This window comes from Acinetobacter sp. 809848 (genome assembly GCF_000581275.1).
GTDB classification, from domain to species: Bacteria; Pseudomonadota; Gammaproteobacteria; order Pseudomonadales; family Moraxellaceae; genus Acinetobacter; species Acinetobacter pittii.
The window spans coordinates 19415-39117 of record NZ_JEXG01000018.1; the positions used below are offsets into that span (position 1 = coordinate 19415).

A 19703-nucleotide genomic window follows, 5' to 3' on the forward strand; every position below is an offset into this window, starting at 1 on the left:
TGTTTTATATTTAGGGCATAAGCTAATGCATAACAACTTAGAGGAAAAGCTGTAGCAATGAAAAAATTGGTTTTGGGTGGTTTGAGTGCAGCAATTATGGCCGTATCGGGTGGTGCAATGGCAGCAGATTTTGTTGCTGGTAAAGACTACACCGTGATTGCCAATCCAGGCAAAGTGGAAGTTCCGGGGAAAATCGAAGTTCGAGAGTTCTTTTGGTATGGATGCCCACACTGTTTTAAACTTGAACCGCATATGCAAACGTGGTTAAAACAGATTCCTAAAGATGTACGTTTTGTACGTACACCTGCTGCAATGAATAAAATGTGGGAACAAGGGGCGCGTACCTATTATACATCTGAGGCATTAGGTGTACGTAAACGCACGCATTTACCACTATTCCATGCGATTCAGGTGAACGGTCAACAAATTTTTGATCAGGCTTCTGCTGCGAAATTCTTTACTCGTTATGGCGTACCTGAGCAGAAATTTAATAGTACTTACAACTCATTTGCTGTGACTGCGAAAGTTGCCGAGTCAAATAAACTTGCTCAACAGTACCAATTAACAGGCGTACCTGCAGTTGTCGTGAATGGTAAATATGTTGTGCAGGGTGAAGATGGTAAAGTCACTCAAGTTCTTAATTATTTAATTGAGAAAGAACGTAAAGCAAAATAAGTTGTTTAGGCTTTACTTCAAAAAAAAATGGGCTTCATGTGAAGCCCATTTTTATATTTAATTTATCGTTAATTATCACGAAATAATTCAATTAATTTTGCTGATTTTCATCTTCAATCTGAAAATTTAAAACATCAAAATTAGTTGTTTGAGTCGGCAGTGATAATGCCTGATTAATATATAAATTAATTAATTTTTGGCGAGAACCAATCGAACGCTGGTAATAAGTAGAATTTAAAAGCAGTGATGCACCATAAGTCAGTGACCAGATATAAGACAAATAGTCACGAATCGACATATCATAATTCAATGATTTTAAATAATTTTCGGTAATATCTTTAATTGCTAAAATACGCTGTTGGCGAATTTCATAAAGCTCTTCGAAAAGATGCTTCAACTTAGACTCTGTCATCGTCAGATTTTCTTCAAGTTGATGCAATAGAATCGTTTTACCTGGTGCAAGCAAATGGTGAAGCATGTAATGAGGAGCATACTCTTTGAAATCTGTATTATATTTTTTAGAAATTTCTAAAATTTGCTTTTCATTTTGAATAATGAGCTCAAGTAGAAGCTCATTTTTACTTCTAAAATGCTTATAAAGTGTGCCTTTAGCAATATCTAGCTCGGCCACTAACTCATCTAGAGTAATTTCCTGATTGTTTTCTAATAACAACTTTTCTGCCACGCTCAGAATTTTTTCTTTACGCATCAAAAACTGTGTATGACGATCAAGATTCATAGGTATTCCCACACCAGTTTGGCCTAACTAATAGTTTACTTCCTGTAAAAAGAAAAAGACTTTTCTCGAAATTTTTAGCCTTTTTCTTTCTCTCTTTACGTATTACCACATAACCTGTTTTTTGTCATTTGCCGCTTCTATCGTTCCCAGTTTGCAATTCCTCTAAAGAGTAAACGGACTTGTGTAGAAGCATTTTCAATAAAGGCAGTTTGTTGCAGCTTGAGCTGTTCACCTTGATATTGTTTCGATAGGTTGAGCCACGTCATTGCCCATGTAAATGACATATTAGTCAAAATGGTAGATAAGACATTTAGGTCTTGAGGATTTTGAATATGTTTAAAATTTTCGAGTTTAGTAAGATCAGTTGTGAGATCTTCAATCAGAAATTCAATTTCTCTGGCAATTGCTGCACGGACTGTTTCTGAACCTCCCCAACGTTCAGCAATCATAAATTGCCATTGCTTAGGGCTATGATTCACCGCCTGCACAAATAGCTCAATACTGGTTTGGGTTTTACCAGATTTATGTTGTAAATAACTTTGTCCAAGTTGATGTAAAACGCTTTTTAAATGTAAGGCAACTTGATCGACCAATTCCTTGCCGAGCTCATCCATGTCCTGAAAATGGCGGTAGAACGCTGTCGGTACTAAACCTACTTCACGTGCAACTTCACGCAAACTGATACTACTGAACGAACGCCCAGACGTGCTTAGATGCAAGGCTGCATCGAGAAGTGCCTGACGACTTTGCTGTTTTCGTTCATCCCGTATCGACATTAAAAGAACCTATTTAAACCGTGAGCCAAAGTCTAACAAAAAAGAGCAAACTTTCATAAAAAAAATAGTGAACAAGTGTTGACTGAGTGAACAGTTATAAATATAGTGTACATATGTTCACTATACGAACATGTGTTCACTCAAATAAATAGCCAGAAACAAAAGAGGAACGTATGAACGCAACACTTAGCTATCAGCCACATTGGGTTCGAGAAGATTTCGTTGATTTTGTCTTGCAGAAAATTAACGTGACTTGGGCGTGGAAAAGGGTACTTGCAGAAGTTACTGCAGTTCAGCCACTTCATACCGATATGGTGCTCATTAGACTTAAACCGAATCGTAATTTTAATTTCGATCAGGTTCGAGCGGGTCAAAGTATTTTGCTGACTTTGCTTATCGATGGCGTTTACCAACAACGTAGTTACTCGATTATTGAAGTGACAAAGCAAGGTGAAATTGCTTTAGGCATTAAAGTACAAGGTTTGGTGTCTCGTGCAGCTCAACTGTTACATGTTGGAGAGTGCATTGAGATTTCACAGCCACAAGGTGATTTTATTTTGCATCACGGCCAGCAGCCTGCCATCTTAATTGCGTCAGGAAGTGGCATTACTGCAATTTATTCACTCTTGCAGCAAGCTTTGAAACAGCAGCTTGAACAAATTCATGTCATTTATTTTAATCGTGCTGAAATTTTTCATACTGAATTAAAAGCTTTGGCAGAGCAGTACCCACAGCTTCAATATCATTTTTTTAATACTACCGAGCAAAAGCAGCATTTAACTGAAAGCCTACTACAAAAGCTTGTTCCTGACTTTGAGCAAACAGCAACTTATGTTTGTGGTCATCATGGCATGATGCAGCAAGCCAATGAAATTTATGCACAAAAAGGTGCTCAGTCGCAGCTTCATCAAGAGTATTTTCAGCCACTTCAAGCGACTGGTACACATACAGCACAGCCTGTTATTTTCCGCCGTGCTCAACACGAGTTTTTAGCTGAAACAAATTTACTGAGCAGTGCAGAGCAAGCTGGTTTACGCCCACAACATGGTTGCCGTATGGGTGTCTGCAATAAATGCAGCTGTACCAAGGTAAGCGGAGTTACTCAAAACCTGTTAACTGGTGAAATTGAAGATCAACCGAATCGCCCAATTAAACTATGCGTGAGCCAGGCATTAAGCCCAGTCACAATTGATCTATAAAAAGAATTAAAGAGGATTAACCCTATGAATATGGCATTAGAATTTTCTACTGTTTCTAAATCTGCTCATTTAACACCTGAACAGACTGAAGAGTTTGGTCGCCGTGTTGAGCAGATTCGTCAAGACGTGATGCAGAGCCTTGGTGAAAAAGACGCAAAATATATCTACAAAGTTCGTAATTTTGTTCGATATACCGAAATCGCATCGCGTGGCATGTTGATGTTTGGTGGTTGGATTCCGCCAGTCTGGCTACTAGGCACAGGCTTATTAGGTATTTCTAAAATTGTAGAAAACATGGAACTTGGTCATAACGTCATGCACGGTCAGTTTGACTGGTTAAATGAACCAAGTCTGAACGGTAATACTTACGATTGGGATACCATTGCATCGGGTGATGACTGGCGTGAAACACATAACTATGTGCATCACACCTATACCAATATTGTCGGTAAAGACCACGATGTTGGTTATGGTATTTTGCGAGTAAGTGATCAACAGAAGTGGGAACCTCGTCACCTGTTTAATATTCCTCTAGGTCTACAGTTAATGTTTTTCTTTGAGTGGTATGTCGGTGTACAAAACTTACATCTTGAAGATGCATTAGTTTATAAAACCAAGAGTTGGAAACAAGTTTGGAAAGATTCGGCTAAAGTCCGTAAAAAGGCCACGCGCCAAGTCTTAAAAGACTATGTGTTTTTCCCTGTGATCTCTGGCCCTATGTTTTTACCAGTTTTTGCAGGAAATATAGTTGCGAATATTATTCGTAACTTGTGGTCATCTGCTGTGATCTTTAATGGTCACTTTACTGAAGATGCAGAAACGTTTGAGCCTGATAATACCGACACTGAAACTAAGGCAGAGTGGTATTTACGTCAGATTCGTGGTTCAAGTAATTTTAGTGGTACTGAATGGCTTCATTTTATGAGTGGTAATTTAAGCCATCAGATTGAGCATCATTTATTTCCAGATATGCCAGCTAATCGTTATAAAGAAGTAGCCCCGAAAATTAAGGCACTTTGCGCTGAATATGGTATTAACTATAACGAAGCGAACTTTATGCGTCAGTTCTGGAGTGTATGGGTACGTTTAGCGAAATGTTCACTGCCAAACCATACCACTGGAAAAGTGATGCAGACATTGGAAAAGTTAAAGGCAAAATTTAAATTTGCATAATCTCAGTTAATCCAAAATAGCTCCTTTTTAGGGGCTATTTTTATTTTTGAGTTATGAAACTTGCAGACTTACATTTGAAAGTAGGGAATAAACTCAACCTGTCAAAATCCTTTGCTATACTATGCCCAAGTTTGTATTTAAGAGAAATTAGGAAGGATTATGCGTATTGACCAACGTGCATTAGACCAATTACGTGAAGTGAAAATTACACGAAACTACACCCGTTATGCTGAAGGTTCTGTGCTGGTCGAATTTGGTCACACCAAAGTCCTCTGTACTGCAAGCATTGATAACTCAGTGCCACGCTTTTTAAAAGGCCAAGGCCAAGGCTGGGTAACGGCAGAATATGGCATGTTACCGCGTTCAACCCATTCACGTTGTGACCGTGAAGCGGCTCGTGGCAAACAAACTGGTCGTACTCAAGAAATCCAACGTTTGATTGGTCGTAGCTTACGTGCGATGGTTGATTTGAAAAAGCTTGGTGAAAACACGATTACCATCGACTGTGACGTGATTCAGGCTGATGGTGGTACGCGTACTGCTTCAATCACTGGTGCTGCTGTAGCATTAGTTGATGCGATGAATGTTTTATTGTCTCAAAAGAAAATTAAGCATGATCCGCTTAAAGGGTTAGTTGCTGCGATTTCTGTCGGTATGTATCAAGACGAAGTGTTGCTTGATCTTTGCTATGAAGAAGACTCGAACTGTCAAACTGATTTAAATGTAGTAATGACACAAGCTGGCGAGTTTATCGAAATTCAAGGTACTGCCGAAGACAAACCGTTTACCCGCGCTCAAAGCAATGCCATGTTAGAAATGGCTGAAAAAGGGATTGCCGAGCTCATTAAAAAGCAACAAGAAGCTTTAGGCTGGTAATTTTACGCTTTGTGAAAAACGCATCTTCGGATGCGTTTTTTTATGCCTTCATCAAATCGACATAAAAACATCACTTGCTTGTCACTTTTACGCTTTATTAGTAGTTCGCATTTAAACCGTTTGGAAAAAACCAATGCGAAAACTTTCAATTTTATTAATTACCTCTTTAGCACTCATGCTCAGTGCTTGTAACGATGATAACGACTCAGATAATTCATCGCCAACAACACCGCCCACCACTAATTGCAAAATGCACTGTGCACCATAATAAGAACTAGGATAGAACTAATGAATCGTCGCGAATTTCTTTTAAACTCTACAAAAACCATGTTTGGGACAGCTGCTTTAGCGAGTTTCCCGCTGAGTATTCAAAAAGCCTTAGCTATTGATGCCAAAGTTGAAAGTGGAACTATTCAAGATGTTAAACACATCGTGATTTTGACTCAGGAAAACCGTTCTTTTGATAATTATTTCGGAACATTAAAAGGTGTACGTGGTTTTGGTGATCGTTTTACCATTCCAATGACGGAAAGCCGAAAGGTTTGGGAACAATATGATGCGAATAAAAAGAAAGTATTGCCTTACCATTTAGATAGTCGTTTAGGAAATGCTCAGCGTGTTTCAGGTACACCTCACTCATGGTCTGATGGCCAAGCAGCTTGGGACAATGGCCGTATGAGTGATTGGGTCGCTTATAAAAAACCACAGTCGATGGGCTACTATAAAAAACAAGAAGTCGAATATCAGTTTGCTTTAGCGAATGCTTTTACCATTTGTGATGCTTACCACTGTGCTATGCATGCTGGAACCAACCCAAACCGTAAGTTTATTTGGACTGGAACGAATGGTCCTACAGGTGCAGGTGTTGCGAGTGTTGTAAATGAATTTGATGGGATTGGGGCATCAACAGAAGGTTATGAGTGGACGACGTATCCTGAGCGCTTACAGCAGGCTGGCGTAACATGGAAAGTCTATCAAAATATGCCAGATAACTTTACCGATAACCCGTTAGCTGGTTTCAAACAGTATCGCCGTGCAAATGAGCAATCTGGTCAACCTGTCAGTAACGACACACTAACGTGTCCAGCATATGATGAAAAGATTGATGCGACTCAACCACTTTACAAAGGTATTGCCAATACCATGCCGGACGGTGGTTTTTTAGGAACTTTTAAAGCTGATATTGCACAAGGTAAATTACCGCAGGTGAGCTGGTTGGTCGCACCTGCTACTTATAGTGAACATCCGGGGCCATCTAGTCCTGTACAAGGTGCTTGGTATATTCAGGAAGTATTAAATGCATTAACTGAAAACCCTGAGCTGTGGAGCCAAACCGTTTTATTGGTGAACTTCGATGAAAATGACGGTTTCTTTGACCATGTCCCTTCACCAAGTGCACCGTCTAAAGATGTAAACGGTGTTGTATATGGAAAAACGACTTTAAACGATCAGCAAGTGTCTTATGAGTACTTTAACCATCCAGCAGTAGCGACTTCAAAATCTCAACCTAAGCCAGATGGTCGAGTGTATGGACCAGGCGTACGCGTTCCCATGTATGTGATTTCGCCGTGGAGCCGTGGAGGATGGGTAAATTCTCAAGTCTTTGACCATACCTCTATTTTACAGTTCTTGGAAAAACGCTTTGGTGTGCAAGAACCTAACATTAGCCCATACCGCCGTGCTGTATGTGGTGATTTAACGACGGCATTTAATTTTAAAACACCGAACCTTCTGCCTGTTGCTGAACTAGATGGGAAGAAAACCAAAGCCGAAGCCGATGCGATTCGTGTTGCTCAAGCTTTATTGCCACAAGTTCCTGTTCCGAGCCAGCAGCAATTTCCTCAGCAGGAAATGGGAATTAGGCCATCACGTGCTTTGCCATATATTTTACACACCAGTGCCAAAGTCGATATTACTCAAAAAACGGTTAAGCTGATGTTCTCTAATACAGGTAAACAGGCAGCCGTTTTCCATGTCTATAACCGATTTGATCTTACGGCAATTCCACGTCGTTATATGGTTGAGGCAGGTAAACAGCTCGATGATGTATGGAATGCTACAAATGGGCAGTACGATTTGTGGGTGCTTGGACCAAATGGGTTCCATCGCGCGTTTAAAGGCGATTTGAGTCAAGTTAACCAAACTCAAGCATTACCGGAAATTAGAGTGTGTGTGGAAGAGTGTGATGCGAATTTGTATTTAAAAGTGCGTCATGATGGTAATAAGTCAGTCAAGCTAAACGTCAAAGCAAATGCTTATCTGCCAAACAAGACATGGGCGATTGAAACCAATAGTTCTGAAAAAGAACTGGTTTGGGATATGTCTGAATTTGGTGGTTGGTATGACTTCACTCTGACTTTAGCTGATGATACTACTTTCAGTCGTCGTTTCGCAGGACGTATAGAAACTCAAGAAGATTCAATTTCTGATCCATATATGGGTTATTTAGAGTCTTAAGCTGGTAAGTTTTTCCCTTAATGAGGGTATTGGAATTTATTCCTCATTTGCTGGTGCTAAAAGTCATCTGCAACCTGTCTATAATCTATAAGGATCTTATTTTTGCAACAAAATAGGATAGAGGATAAAAATGGGCAGGTTTTGCAGATGACAATGCCTTTGGTCTTACGTGGCTTTAGCCGCCACTCAGGGCAAAACCAAAGTAATAGAATGAGCTGTTGGCAAAAAAATTATAAGCGGTAAGACTCTGCCGCGTAGGCCGAATAGAGAAACGAGATATCCACATCACGATAGTAAATAAAGGGAATAGGGTGTTTATATAAAATACTATGTGGGAAGATGCTGTCGTATAGATGAATAATAAAAATAAAGGCTTACCTTTTGTAACAGAATCTCCTAAGCCTGGTCATATTTATCTTTTACTTTGGAACCCTAAATTTTTAAAAGTGATGGGGAAAATTTATGCTACAAGGTTTTATTGTATTATTAGCAGTAGTGACATTTGTTTTAATGGCTGCTGACCCACGTGATGGTGGGGCACAAGCGACTCAGTCAGCGTGGCAAAAAACACAAGCTGCAGACATGACCAAGTCGCAAAAAAATACCAATAATGACGCAGATTTTATCTAAGCATTAAAACGCATAGATAAATCAACAGCTCTAACATCTTTAGTCAGAACGCCCATAGAAATATAGTCAACGCCAGTGGTGGCAACTTCACGCAAGTTTTCAATAGTGATATTGCCAGAGGCTTCGAGTTTACAGCGACCTGCTACATGTTTTACGGCATCAATCATTTGCTGTTGACTGAAGTTATCGAGCATGACAATGTCCGCCCCAGCTTCAAGTGCTTGGTTTAATTCATCCCAAGTTTCAACTTCGACTTCAACAGGTTTGCCCGGTGCAATTTGATGTGCTTTGGTGATTGCTTGAGCAATACCACCCGCTGCCATAATATGGTTTTCTTTAATTAAGAACGCATCAAATAAGCCAAGACGATGGTTTTGTCCGCCCCCGATAGCAACCGCATATTTTTGTGCAATACGTAAGCCTGGTAGAGTTTTACGTGTATCGAGAAGTTTTGTATTTAAACCTTCAAGATGTTGAACATATTCAGCAGTTTTTGTTGCAACAGCAGACAAAGTTTGAATAAAGTTTAAAGCAGGGCGCTCTACAGTCAGTAAGCTACGTGCAGAACCAGCAAGCTTTAAAAAGGCTTCGTTTGCAGCAACACGTTCACCTTCTTGTTTTAGCCAAGTCACCTGAACAGTATTGTCATAAGCTGAGATGAGCGCATTAACCCACGGTTGTCCAGCTAAGACCATATCTTCGCGGCTAATAATGGTTGCGGTAGCCTGTTCATCTTCTGGGGTGAGCATGGCGGTAATGTCACCGTCCCCAATATCTTCTTGTAATGCTTGTTGAATATTGATTTGAATTGATTGTTCAAGCAAAGACTGAGGTATGCTCATACGGTTTCCATTTTGTCGATGACCCTAAAACTTGCGATATATTAGCATCGTCGACCTGAAAAATAAGCTGTTTTATGAGATTAATCGCGATAAACAATCGCATTTACTACTTTGAAAAGCACATAACTGTTTTAAACTAAAACAATTGGCAAGCAATTTATTGGCGTCTCAATGAAGCAAATCACACCGTATGAAGTTATAGATGGACAATTAAAAGGGGCGAGACAAATCCCTTCTCCAAATTTTAACCAGCGTCCGACTGGCACCGAAATTCAAATGATTGTGGTTCATAATATTAGCTTGCCGCCGTCTCAATTTGGAGGGGGATATATTGAGCAGTTTTTTCAAAACAAGTTAGATTGGTCAGTTCATCCTTATTTTCAGACTATTGAAGGTATGCAAGTCTCTACACACCTGTTAATTTTACGAACAGGTGAAGTCCTACAGTTTGTTAACTTTAACGACAGAGCATGGCATGCAGGGCGTTCAAGCTACTTAGCCAAAGTTGAATGCAATGATTATTCAATTGGTATTGAGCTTGAAGGAAGCGATGATTTACCTTTTGAAGATGTACAATATGAAGTATTAACTGACGTTGTTACCGCTATCCGTCAGGCTTATCCTGAAATTAAAAACCATATTGCAGGGCATTCGGATGTTGCACCAGGCCGAAAAACCGATCCGGGGCCTTATTTTAAATGGCAACACTTTAGACAACTGTTAGCACAGAAAAAAACTTGAGTTCATTCATCATTTCACAACGAAAAGATTTTCTAGTTTCATTACAATAGCGTCTTTCGAATATAGCTGTAGGTGAGTGCGATGGCATTGTGGCGATCGACTTTTATTGTCAGTGCAATGACGATGTTGTCACGAGTGTTAGGGCTCGTGCGTGACGTCGTATTGCTCAACGTGTTTGGTGCAGGTAAAGATTTTGATACCTTCGTCGTCGCTTTTCGTATTCCCAACTTCTTTCGACGACTATTTGCCGAAGGCGCCTTTTCTCAGGCCTTTATCCCAGTCTTAACTGAATATAAAACGGGTCGAGCACACGCTGAAGTACAGATTTTAATTAGTCGGGTATTTGGCTGTTTGCTAACAGTTATGACCTTACTCACTTTTGTGGCTATGGTTTTAGCACCTGCAATCATCTATATGTACGCACCGGGCTTCCACAGTGATCCAGAAAAGTTCGATTTAGCCGTCAGCATGTTCCGTTTGACTATTCCATATCTAATGTTTATGTCGCTCACGGCTTTTGCTAGCAGCATCTTAAATAGTTATGGTTCGTTTGCCTCACCAGCTTTTTCACCAGTTTTGTTAAATGTAGCGATGATCGCAGGAGCGTGGTGGCTTACGCCGTATATGGCTGAGCCAATCAAAGCATTAGGCTGGTCAGTTGTTGCGGCTGGGGTATTACAGTTAGCGATACAAATTCCTGAATTGTGGCGTAAAAACCTACTGATTCCACCTAAAGTTGATTTTAAACATGAGGGTGTAGAGCGTATTTTAAAATTAATGCTTCCAGCATTATTTGGTGTATCGGTGACTCAGATTAACCTATTGCTAAATACGATTTGGGCATCTTTCATGCAAGATGGTTCAGTGTCTTGGCTCTACAGTGCTGAACGCATGACTGAGCTACCTTTAGGTTTAATTGGGGTTGCGATTGGTACAGTAATTTTGCCTTCGCTTTCTGCCCGTCATGCAGAGCAGGATCAAGCAAAGTTCCGCGGTATGATCGACTGGGCTGCAAAAGTCATTGTATTGGTAGGATTACCGGCAAGTATTGCTTTATTTATGCTTTCAACACCGATTATTCAAGCATTATTCCAGCGTGGTGAGTTTGATTTACGTGATACACAAATGACAGCTCTAGCATTGCAATGTATGAGTGCTGGTGTAATTTCTTTCATGCTCATTAAAGTATTCGCCCCAGGTTTCTATGCACAACAAGACACAAAAACACCAGTGCGCGTAGGCTTAATGTCGGTCGCAGCTAATGCAATTTTAAACGTTGTATTTATTGGTTTCTTTAAGCTTATTGATTGGCATGCAGAACATATGGCACTTGCACTAGCATCTTCAGGTTCAGCGTTAGTAAATGCTGGTTTACTCTACTTCTATTTGCATAAGCGTAATATTTTCCGATTTGGTCCGCATTGGAAGAAATTAGGACTTCAATATGGTTTAGCAAACCTCGCTATGATTGCAGCGCTTTGGTTTGGGCTCAATTGGTATAACGGAGAGCTTTCACAGTGGTTACGTGTTGCCGAAGTCGTAGGGCTATGTGTAGTTGGGATAATTGCTTACCTGATCGGTTTAATCCTTACGGGTTTTCGACCTAGAGATTTAAAACACTAAAAATAAAAAAAGCGATCTTAAATGATCGCTTTTTTTATACTAATACATTTATTTTGGCAAAACTTGTAGCAATTCGATATCGAAAATTAAAGTGCTATTTGGACCAATCGTGTCACCTGCACCGACTTCACCGTAAGCGAGATTTGCAGGGATAAAGAAACGAGTTTTACCGCCTTCTTTCATGGTTTGTAGACCTTCAGTCCAGCCTGCAATCACTTGGCTAAGCTGAAATTCAACTGGATGATTACGTGCGATTGAGCTGTCAAATACAGTTCCGTCGAGTAAACGACCTTCATAATTCACTTTAACACGTGATACAGCTTTCGGTTTTTTACCTGTACCTTCTTTTAATACTTGGTATTGGAGGCCTGATTTAGTCGTGATTACGCCCGATTTTTTTGCATTATCAGCAAGAAATGCAGCACCTGCTTGAGCATTTTGTTGTCCTATTTTTTGAAATTCAACAAGCTGCTTAGCTTCTAAAGTTTTTTTATAATCATTAATCGCTTTCGCCATTTCTTCGTCAGTTAAGCGTGCGGTTTTGTTCTGAGCACCTTCTTGTAAACCCTGATAAAAAATATCAAGATTTAGATCTGTTAAAGCATCAGTATTATTACGGCCCATTAAATAGCCATAGCTATAGCTAAATTGTTCTTTCGCCGGGCTTTTATTTGTAATAGGTGCAGCAGCAAAAACAGATAAACTTATCGTTGATGTTGCAATAATTAAACCAATTTTTTTCATGCCGTTTTCCAAAAAAAAGGAGAGTACTGTTTTACTCTCCTGAATGTTTTTATTTCACTGAAATGAGTTCTACATCAAAAATCAGCGTACTGTTTGCTGGAATACCAGGAAGTTCCTGAGGACCATAAGCAAGATTAGATGGAATGAAGAACGTCGCTTTACCACCTTCTTTCATGAGCTGAAGTCCTTCAGTCCAGCCTGGAATAACCTGATTGAGAGGAAACTCAACAGGCTCACCGCGCTTATACGAACTATCAAATACTTGACCATTAATTAATCGGCCTTCGTAATGTACTTTAACCATAGACTGCGCAGTTGGTTGTTTACCTGTGCCTTCTTTAGTAATGATGTATTGCAAACCAGACGCTGTAGTTTTTACACCAGCTTTTGTTTTATTTTCTGCAAGGAATTGAACATCTGCAGATTCAGACGCTGCACCAGCGGCTTGCTGTGGTTTATCTTGTTGTTGCATTTTTTGCTGCAATTCTTTTTCATAAGCAGCAACAGCAGCTTTTAACTCTTCTTGAGTATAAGCACTTGGTTGCTTATTACGAGCATCATGAATCCCTTTCACAAATGATTTTGTGTCAAGTTCAGGTGGAGTTTGCTGAGCAACTTCGTACCCAAGAACATAACTGATTTTTTCAATTGGAGAGGCATTTTTATTTGCTTTGCTTCCGACTTCTGTGGTCGGATGTTGGCTTGCATAATAAACTGGTACAAGTGCAGCACCGCCTAAAACTACAGCGACAGCAATGGGTAAGGCTTTACTCATAAAAGGTTCCAAAAATAATCATTTGAGTCTAAAAAAGCTGCTTTTGATCTTAGCATGCTTAAGCATAGAATGTTTAAGAAAAAAAACGAGTGGTTTTTTATATATTTTAGTTAGTTTTAGTTGGAATAAACTTAAAAAATCTTAAATAAAAAAACCGGATCATTTGATCCGGTTCTCTTATCACTTTTCGGTTAATCTTCTTTTTGTGCTTTATAAGCATAGGCATAGTTATAGCCATAACCATAACCCGCGCTCGCACGTTGAATATCGTTAAGGATAAAGCCGTTGACTTTAACACCTGCTTGTTCAAAGCGATTAAGCGTTAATTCAAGTTCTTTCATTTGCGACTTAGCATAACGCGCAACAATTAAGTTCACACCAGTATATTGCGAAATAATAATACCATCGGTTACTGCAAGTACTGGTGGAGTATCGATAATGATGTGGTCATACTGACTTTGTAGTTGTTCAAGTAGTTCTTTAAATTGGTTAGAGCTTAAAATCTCTGAAGGATTTGTTGGACTCTTACCGCGAGTAATCACATCAAGGTTAGCAACTTGAGTTTTATGCAAAACTTTTTGTAGATCAGCTTGTCCACTCAATAACTCAGAAAGACCTGGCTTAACATCTACATCGAAGTATTTATGCATATAACCACGGCGCATATCGGCATCAATGAGTAATACACGCTTGTCGCTTTGAGCAAAAATAGTTGCAAGGTTGGTTGAAATAAACGATTTACCAACTTCTGGTGAAGGGCCAGCAATCATAATGATATTGTTTTTTGCATTTGCTAATGCAAAGTGAATCGCGGTGCGGATACTACGTAAGCTTTCAATTGCAATATCATCACTATTTTTAACTGCAAGAATAGGAATACTCTTCTTTTTCTTTAAAATCTTGATACGACTTTCTTGAATTGGAGAACGTGGTACGGTTGCATAGACTGGTAAATCCAACTCATTTTCAATTTGCCCAGAATCTTTAATGCCTGTACGTAACATATTACGTAGTAGGGCGACTAGTGTTCCAATAAAACCGCCCACAAATAAAGATAAAATAAGAACTAACAGTTTTCTTGGTTTAATTGGCTTAACTGGCTCGACTGCAGTGTCAACAATACGTACGTTGCCTATTTCACCTGCTTTGGCGATACGAAGTTGTTGGTACGAGTTGAGAAGCGCTGTGTAGAGCTGTGTTTTTACCTCTACCTCACGATATAATTGTAAATATTGACGTTGCACATCAGGTAGTTGTTTTAAGGTGCTATTTAACTCACCAATTTGTTTATTAATAGCAGCGAGCTGTCCATTAATTTCACGCATTGCAGGGTGTTCAGCAGTATATTTTGCCGCCATCTCAGCTTGCTTTTGCTCAAGCTCAGCCTTTTTGGTCTCTAAAGTAATACTTTGAGTTAAGTACAACTCAGACTCTTTAGTGACATCAACTGTGTTGTATTGTTGACGGAACTTATTAAATTGACGCTCTGCATCGTCTAATTGCTTTTTAAGATCTGGAAGTTGTTCATCTAAGAACTTTAAAGTTTGAGCAGACTCAGCCGAACGACGTTCAATATTTTGTGCACTATAAGTTGCCAGAATTGCATTTAAAACTTTAGTAATATGTTCTTTATCTTGACCTTGATAATTTAGACCTAAAACACCTGTAAGTTTGCCACGTTCTGCGACAGAATAATTTACGCTAAGTGAATTTACAGCAGCAGGTAAGGACAAATTAGTAATATTATAGGTCGCATCAAGTTGATCTTTGGCAAAAATTGCAACCTTCCAGAGTCCATGTGGCCCAGTAACATGGTTAGTCTGATTCAACGGAACTGTTAATATTACCTCTTCAGTTTCTGGGTCAGTTAAAGTTAAAGATTGTTTATCAAAATTAAGAAGTAAGTTTTTGTCTAGATAATAATTCGGAACTTCAAATTCACGCACTTCAAAACTTTTAAGGTTATCTTGAAATAAAACCGATTTTTTTGTGTACTCGGTTTTATATTCTGTGTCGCTTAATAGTCGGTGAGTAAGCGTATCTTCTGTACTGGAAATTTGTATATTTAGATGTAACTCTTTAATGACAGAGCCTAGAACCAAGCGAGATTTTAAAATTTCAATTTCAGCTTGCGCTGGTGATTTTTGCTCAATCATTTGCGACAAATCACCTAAAAGTGCAGCAGAAGCCCCTTTACTGTCTTCAACTTGGACCAAAGCATCAACCGAATAGGTATCTGGCGTTACGCGTAAATAGAGTAGAGCAAATACAACGCTTAAAATAACGCATAGAGCAATAAGCTTCCACTGAGCGATCAGCGAAAAAAACAGTTCTTTTAAGTCAATTGTATCTTCGGTATTAGTATTCTGTTGGTTCATATGCTTAAAAATCTATACGTTAAATATAAGGTTTCCAATCAGCCACACACTGCTGAATGAGTTGGCAAGTTTCATCAAAAACAACTTGATCGTGCTGGTAGGGATCAGGCACGTTTTTGTTTTGCCAGTGGCCCAGGCGATAGGTTTTACCTTTTGCAAAGGGCCAAGTCTGCTCAATATGCTTTTGCTGATTGTGACTCATGACCAAAATAAGGTCAGCTTTTTTAATATGCGAAGCATTAAGTTTACGGGCAATATGTGGTTGCATATCGATGCCTAAGCGTTGCATACAAAGTTGTGCTTTACTGTCTGCTTGATGACCTACAAGTCCAGAAATACCAGCAGATTCAATATTTAGTTGGGGGTATTGCTGTTTTAACAAATACTCTGTCATAGGACTACGACAGATATTTCCAATACAGACGACTAAAATATTTTTAATTTGCATAATATTATTGTCCCAAACGGTCTATGTTATATAAAGCATTTGAGAAAGGAATAATCTGGTTAATTACACGTTGCCAACGTGTTAAACCAGTCGCATCAACGTAGACAATATCATTACTACGTAGTTTGAATTGATTCGCTAGACCAAAATCACCAATACTTAAAAGATTTAAGTGATAAATTTCAGTGGTATAATCATTTGGATTAGTACGCACTACATAGATCTTACTTGCACTACCAGAAGCTGGATTAATACCTAAACTTTCCCCGAGAGCATCACTTAAAGTCATACCCTGATCGCGCATTGGTAAAGCTTGACTTTTTCCAGCTTCACCCATGACATAAATTTTTTGGTTCTCACGTGTGCTGACATAAATGGTGTCATTGGGTTGAACGAGTAGCTTATGAAGTGAATAGCCAGCTTTTTCTAAATCAATTGTGTTTAGATTATAGGTCCGACCATTTCGAACGAGTTGAATATAAGTGTTATCACCCGTAGTGGTGACTCCACCTGCCATACCTAATGCAGTATATATACTTACAGGCTGGTCACTTAAATAAAATTGCCCACCTTTTGTGACGCTACCTTGAACAGAAAAGCGCTGTCCTTCATAAGATACTACACGAACTATAACATCCGGATTTTTTAAGAATCGGGCAAGTTGACCACGTAATTCACGGTTTACTTGAGCAAGCGTTTTACCAGCAGCTTTGTAGCGGCCAACTAAAGGAAATTGAATATAACCGGTTTGATCGATTGGATAACCATTTGATTGAGTTGACTGTTCATTATTAATGTTATTGAGCGGAGGGGTAATTTCTGGATAAGCCCAGAGCTGAATAGAAAGAACGTCACCTGAGCTTAAACGATAAATAGGTTGTTGAGTTTTAAATAAGGATGCGTAGTCATGTTGATAGTTAATTTGAGCAGGCTGAATGACCGGTAGCGTTTCTTGAGAAATTTTAACTACATTTACGGTAGTTCCGAGGTCAGTTTTATAAACACCTTCACTTGGAAGATCATAAGTTTGTAAACCGGAAGTAACCGCACAGCTAGCGGCACTCAAACTCAAGGCAAGAACAGAAAAAAACTGGCAATACTTCACACGCAACCCTTTGTGTATTTATCTTTAATTGATATTGGCTACTGCTTAGTGACAAGTGTCTATTAAACGCAGGCTGAACTGATTCTAGCTGAAAAGTAATGAAAAAACACCGAAAAATCGCAAGGCTTTGTATGTTTAGTTTAACTGGGGAGGGCTTTTAAACAGTATTCACAGTGTAGAAATATTAAAAATGTATAGTTTGGGCTAAGTGGAGAAAGATTGATTATAAATGTTGTAAACACATTTATACAATTGGCATACGGCGGTAATTAAAAATCTGATATAGTACGCTGCACAGTTAATGCCAAAAGCATGATTTATTAGATATAAACTCTAAGGAAAAGGCTCGTTTGTATGCAAATTGCCAATTTAAAAATAGCAATTATTGGGTTGGGCTATGTTGGCCTGCCGTTGGCAGTTGAGTTTGGTAAAAAAGTACCTGTTGTCGGTTTTGATATTTATCAAAAACGTATAGATGAGCTTAAGAGTGGTCAAGATCATACCTTAGAAGTCTCTTCAGAGGAGCTGAAGCAAGCAGTTCAATTGACTTATAGTGCTGACCTTAATGATTTAAAAGGTTGTAACTTTTTTATTGTGACTGTTCCAACACCAATTGATGACTTTAAACAACCAGATTTAACACCTTTAATTAAAGCATCGACCAGCATTGGTCAAGTGCTCAAAAAGGGTGACATAGTTGTATATGAATCTACTGTGTATCCGGGTGCAACAGAAGAAGTGTGTATTCCTGTTTTAGAAAAAGTTTCAGGTTTAAAATTTAACCAAGACTTTTTTTCAGGTTATAGCCCCGAGCGTATCAATCCTGGTGACAAACAGCACCGTGTCACTAATATTTTAAAAATCACCTCAGGTTCAACCCCTGAAGTGGCGGATTATGTTGATGACGTTTATAACTTGATTATTGAAGCGGGGACACATAAAGCACCTAGTATTAAGGTAGCAGAAGCAGCTAAGGTCATTGAAAACACGCAGCGTGATGTGAATATTGCTCTGATTAATGAATTAGCGCTTATTTTTAATAAATTAAATATCGATACGGAAGATGTGCTCAAGGCGGCAGGTACGAAGTGGAACTTTTTACCTTATCGTCCAGGATTGGTCGGTGGGCACTGTATTGGTGTAGATCCATATTATCTGACCCATAAAGCTCAATCGATTGGGTTACATCCAGAAATTATTTTGGCTGCCCGTCGTTTAAATGATCGTATGGGTGAATATGTGGCAACACAGCTCATTAAAGAAATGGTGAAGCAGCGAATACAAGTTGTTGGGGCACGTATTTTGGTGATGGGGCTTAGCTTTAAAGAAAACTGTCCAGATATTCGTAATACAAAAATTGTCGACTTTATTAAAGCCCTTAAAGAATACGATTTAGACTTAGACATCTATGACCCGTGGGTAGATGATACAGAAGTACAACACGAATATGGTTTAGCACCAATTAAAGAACTGCAACAAGGCTTGTATGATGCGATCGTTATTGCTGTAGCACATAACCAATTTAAATCTATGAGTGTTGACGAGTTCCATGCTTTAGGTAAAGAAAAGCATGTGCTTTATGATTTGAAATATATTTTGGATAAAGAAGAGTCAAATCTCAGATTGTAATCACGAGTTCATAGGTCATCTTATTTGATATGAATAATAATAAAATTGCGTTGGTAGTCATTGTGTATGGTAAAGCATTAGAAGATGCTTTGACTATACAAAGCTTGCTAGGTTTTGAGCGAAAATTGGATTATTTACTTATTGTAAATAATGGTCCTACAGTAATAGATGAAAATAGTGCAGTGTTGTCTGCATTGGTACAAAAACACCACCATGTTGTTTTAGAAAATCAGGTGCAAAATAAGCCTTTGAGTTGGATTTATAACGATTTTATCCAGCAATATGACGCTGATTATTATGTCTTATTTGATGATGATACGGAAATTAATATTGAGTATCAGAACATACTATTTACAGCACAGGATATTGATATTGAGTTGCCGAAAATCATTTCTATGAGCGATAACGTGCAATATTACCCCTTGGTAAATGGGGCGATAGAGCAAAAAGATGGGATCATTTCTAATGCAAAAGAAATATTCTCTATAGGTTCAGGTTTGGTAATTTCTAAAGGTGTAAAACTATATTTTATAGAAAACAAAATGGAGTTGTTCGATTCACACTTTGCTCTCTATGGTGTGGATTTTAGTTTTTTTAGAAAGATTAATTGTATCGAGCAAAAAAGTAAGGTTTTTAATATATCTTCTCGTAGCTATATCAATCATTCTTTATCACGTGCTGAAAAAGAAATAAGTGAATGGCGTGAGAAAGAAAGGTTATATGATTTAGTACTGACTCTGAAATATTATTACTCTTATGCTGAATTACGAATTTTAAAGTTATTTTTCAAAAAAATATTGGGTGGAAAAATGAATGATGCATTACTTGTTTTACGTACTGCATTTAATGGCGCCCATCCACGCTGTATAAGTAAAGTATTGCATGATTGAGGT

At 38.7% G+C, this 19703-nt stretch carries 19 protein-coding genes; 11 read left to right on the forward strand and 8 right to left on the reverse strand.

The features are described 5' to 3' along the window. The first annotated feature begins 57 nt into the window (after window positions 1–57). Entirely contained in the window at window positions 58–675 is a 618-nt protein-coding gene (locus J536_RS15180; RefSeq protein WP_005804825.1) for a thiol:disulfide interchange protein DsbA/DsbL, read from the forward strand. A gap of 91 nt (window positions 676–766) precedes the next feature. Here J536_RS15180 and J536_RS15185 read toward each other — a convergent pair whose 3' ends face one another. Both J536_RS15185 and J536_RS15190 read right to left on the reverse strand, forming a co-directional pair. Then, complete coding sequence (locus J536_RS15185) at window positions 767–1414, reverse strand: TetR/AcrR family transcriptional regulator (protein WP_032012571.1); 648 nt, start codon at window positions 1412–1414, stop codon at window positions 767–769. A gap of 137 nt (window positions 1415–1551) precedes the next feature. Further along, window positions 1552–2190 (reverse strand): TetR family transcriptional regulator, encoded by a 639-nt coding sequence (locus tag J536_RS15190; protein ID WP_032012572.1) that lies wholly within the window; start codon window positions 2188–2190, stop codon window positions 1552–1554. 173 nt (window positions 2191–2363) lie between these two features. On the opposite strand from J536_RS15190, the gene J536_RS15195 reads away from it, so the two are divergent. The 6 genes from J536_RS15195 to J536_RS25220 all read left to right on the forward strand — a co-directional run bounded on the left by J536_RS15195 (window position 2364) and on the right by J536_RS25220 (window position 8525). Beyond that, complete coding sequence (locus tag J536_RS15195) at window positions 2364–3389, forward strand: ferredoxin reductase (protein WP_032012574.1); 1026 nt, start codon at window positions 2364–2366, stop codon at window positions 3387–3389. 30 nt (window positions 3390–3419) lie between these two features. Then, window positions 3420–4562, forward strand: coding sequence for a fatty acid desaturase family protein (locus J536_RS15200; RefSeq protein ID WP_080683667.1), 1143 nt, complete (start codon window positions 3420–3422; stop codon window positions 4560–4562). 159 nt (window positions 4563–4721) lie between these two features. Beyond that, window positions 4722–5438: a ribonuclease PH gene (rph, locus tag J536_RS15205; protein WP_002120794.1), complete on the forward strand. Its 717-nt coding sequence runs from the start codon at window positions 4722–4724 to the stop codon at window positions 5436–5438. Window positions 5439–5571: 133 nt separating this feature from the next. Beyond that, window positions 5572–5706 (forward strand): hypothetical protein, encoded by a 135-nt coding sequence (locus J536_RS26425; protein WP_265596801.1) that lies wholly within the window; start codon window positions 5572–5574, stop codon window positions 5704–5706. Window positions 5707–5726: 20 nt separating this feature from the next. Continuing rightward, a complete protein-coding gene (locus J536_RS15210) occupies window positions 5727–7895 on the forward strand; it encodes a phosphocholine-specific phospholipase C (RefSeq protein WP_032012575.1) in 2169 nt (722 codons plus the stop codon). 462 nt (window positions 7896–8357) lie between these two features. Further along, a complete protein-coding gene (locus J536_RS25220) occupies window positions 8358–8525 on the forward strand; it encodes a hypothetical protein (RefSeq protein ID WP_000938938.1) in 168 nt (55 codons plus the stop codon). Here the strand turns inward: J536_RS25220 and nadC are convergent. Continuing rightward, window positions 8522–9367 carry a carboxylating nicotinate-nucleotide diphosphorylase gene (gene nadC / locus J536_RS15220; RefSeq protein ID WP_032005758.1) on the reverse strand — a complete coding sequence of 282 codons (846 nt, stop codon included), beginning with the start codon at window positions 9365–9367 and terminating at the stop codon, window positions 8522–8524. The genes J536_RS25220 and nadC overlap by 4 nt on opposite strands. A 171-nt stretch (window positions 9368–9538) precedes the next feature. On the opposite strand from nadC, the gene ampD reads away from it, so the two are divergent. Next, window positions 9539–10108 carry a 1,6-anhydro-N-acetylmuramyl-L-alanine amidase AmpD gene (ampD, locus tag J536_RS15225; protein ID WP_016802679.1) on the forward strand — a complete coding sequence of 190 codons (570 nt, stop codon included), beginning with the start codon at window positions 9539–9541 and terminating at the stop codon, window positions 10106–10108. 72 nt (window positions 10109–10180) lie between these two features. Next, entirely contained in the window at window positions 10181–11731 is a 1551-nt protein-coding gene (gene murJ, locus J536_RS15230; protein WP_005804817.1) for a murein biosynthesis integral membrane protein MurJ, read from the forward strand. A gap of 48 nt (window positions 11732–11779) precedes the next feature. Here the strand turns inward: murJ and J536_RS15235 are convergent, their stop codons facing one another. The 5 genes from J536_RS15235 to J536_RS15255 form a co-directional block, all read right to left on the reverse strand. After that, window positions 11780–12475, reverse strand: coding sequence for an FKBP-type peptidyl-prolyl cis-trans isomerase (locus J536_RS15235; protein ID WP_017400304.1), 696 nt, complete (start codon window positions 12473–12475; stop codon window positions 11780–11782). A 49-nt stretch (window positions 12476–12524) separates the two neighbouring features. After that, on the reverse strand, window positions 12525–13250 hold the full coding sequence (locus J536_RS15240; protein ID WP_009387700.1) for an FKBP-type peptidyl-prolyl cis-trans isomerase: 726 nt from the start codon (window positions 13248–13250) through the stop codon (window positions 12525–12527). Window positions 13251–13441: 191 nt separating this feature from the next. Then, complete coding sequence (locus J536_RS15245; protein WP_032014915.1) at window positions 13442–15628, reverse strand: polysaccharide biosynthesis tyrosine autokinase; 2187 nt, start codon at window positions 15626–15628, stop codon at window positions 13442–13444. Window positions 15629–15647: 19 nt separating this feature from the next. Further along, window positions 15648–16076, reverse strand: a complete 429-nt coding sequence (locus J536_RS15250) for a low molecular weight protein-tyrosine-phosphatase (protein WP_032014912.1) — start codon at window positions 16074–16076, stop codon at window positions 15648–15650. A 4-nt stretch (window positions 16077–16080) separates the two neighbouring features. Continuing rightward, window positions 16081–17181, reverse strand: coding sequence for a polysaccharide biosynthesis/export family protein (locus J536_RS15255; RefSeq protein ID WP_002120808.1), 1101 nt, complete (start codon window positions 17179–17181; stop codon window positions 16081–16083). Window positions 17182–17535: 354 nt separating this feature from the next. On the opposite strand from J536_RS15255, the gene tviB reads away from it, so the two are divergent. Beyond that, on the forward strand, window positions 17536–18810 hold the full coding sequence (gene tviB / locus J536_RS15260) for a Vi polysaccharide biosynthesis UDP-N-acetylglucosamine C-6 dehydrogenase TviB (protein WP_032014911.1): 1275 nt from the start codon (window positions 17536–17538) through the stop codon (window positions 18808–18810). A gap of 29 nt (window positions 18811–18839) precedes the next feature. Next, complete coding sequence (locus J536_RS15265; protein WP_032014910.1) at window positions 18840–19700, forward strand: glycosyltransferase family 2 protein; 861 nt, start codon at window positions 18840–18842, stop codon at window positions 19698–19700. Window positions 19701–19703 lie beyond the last annotated feature (3 nt).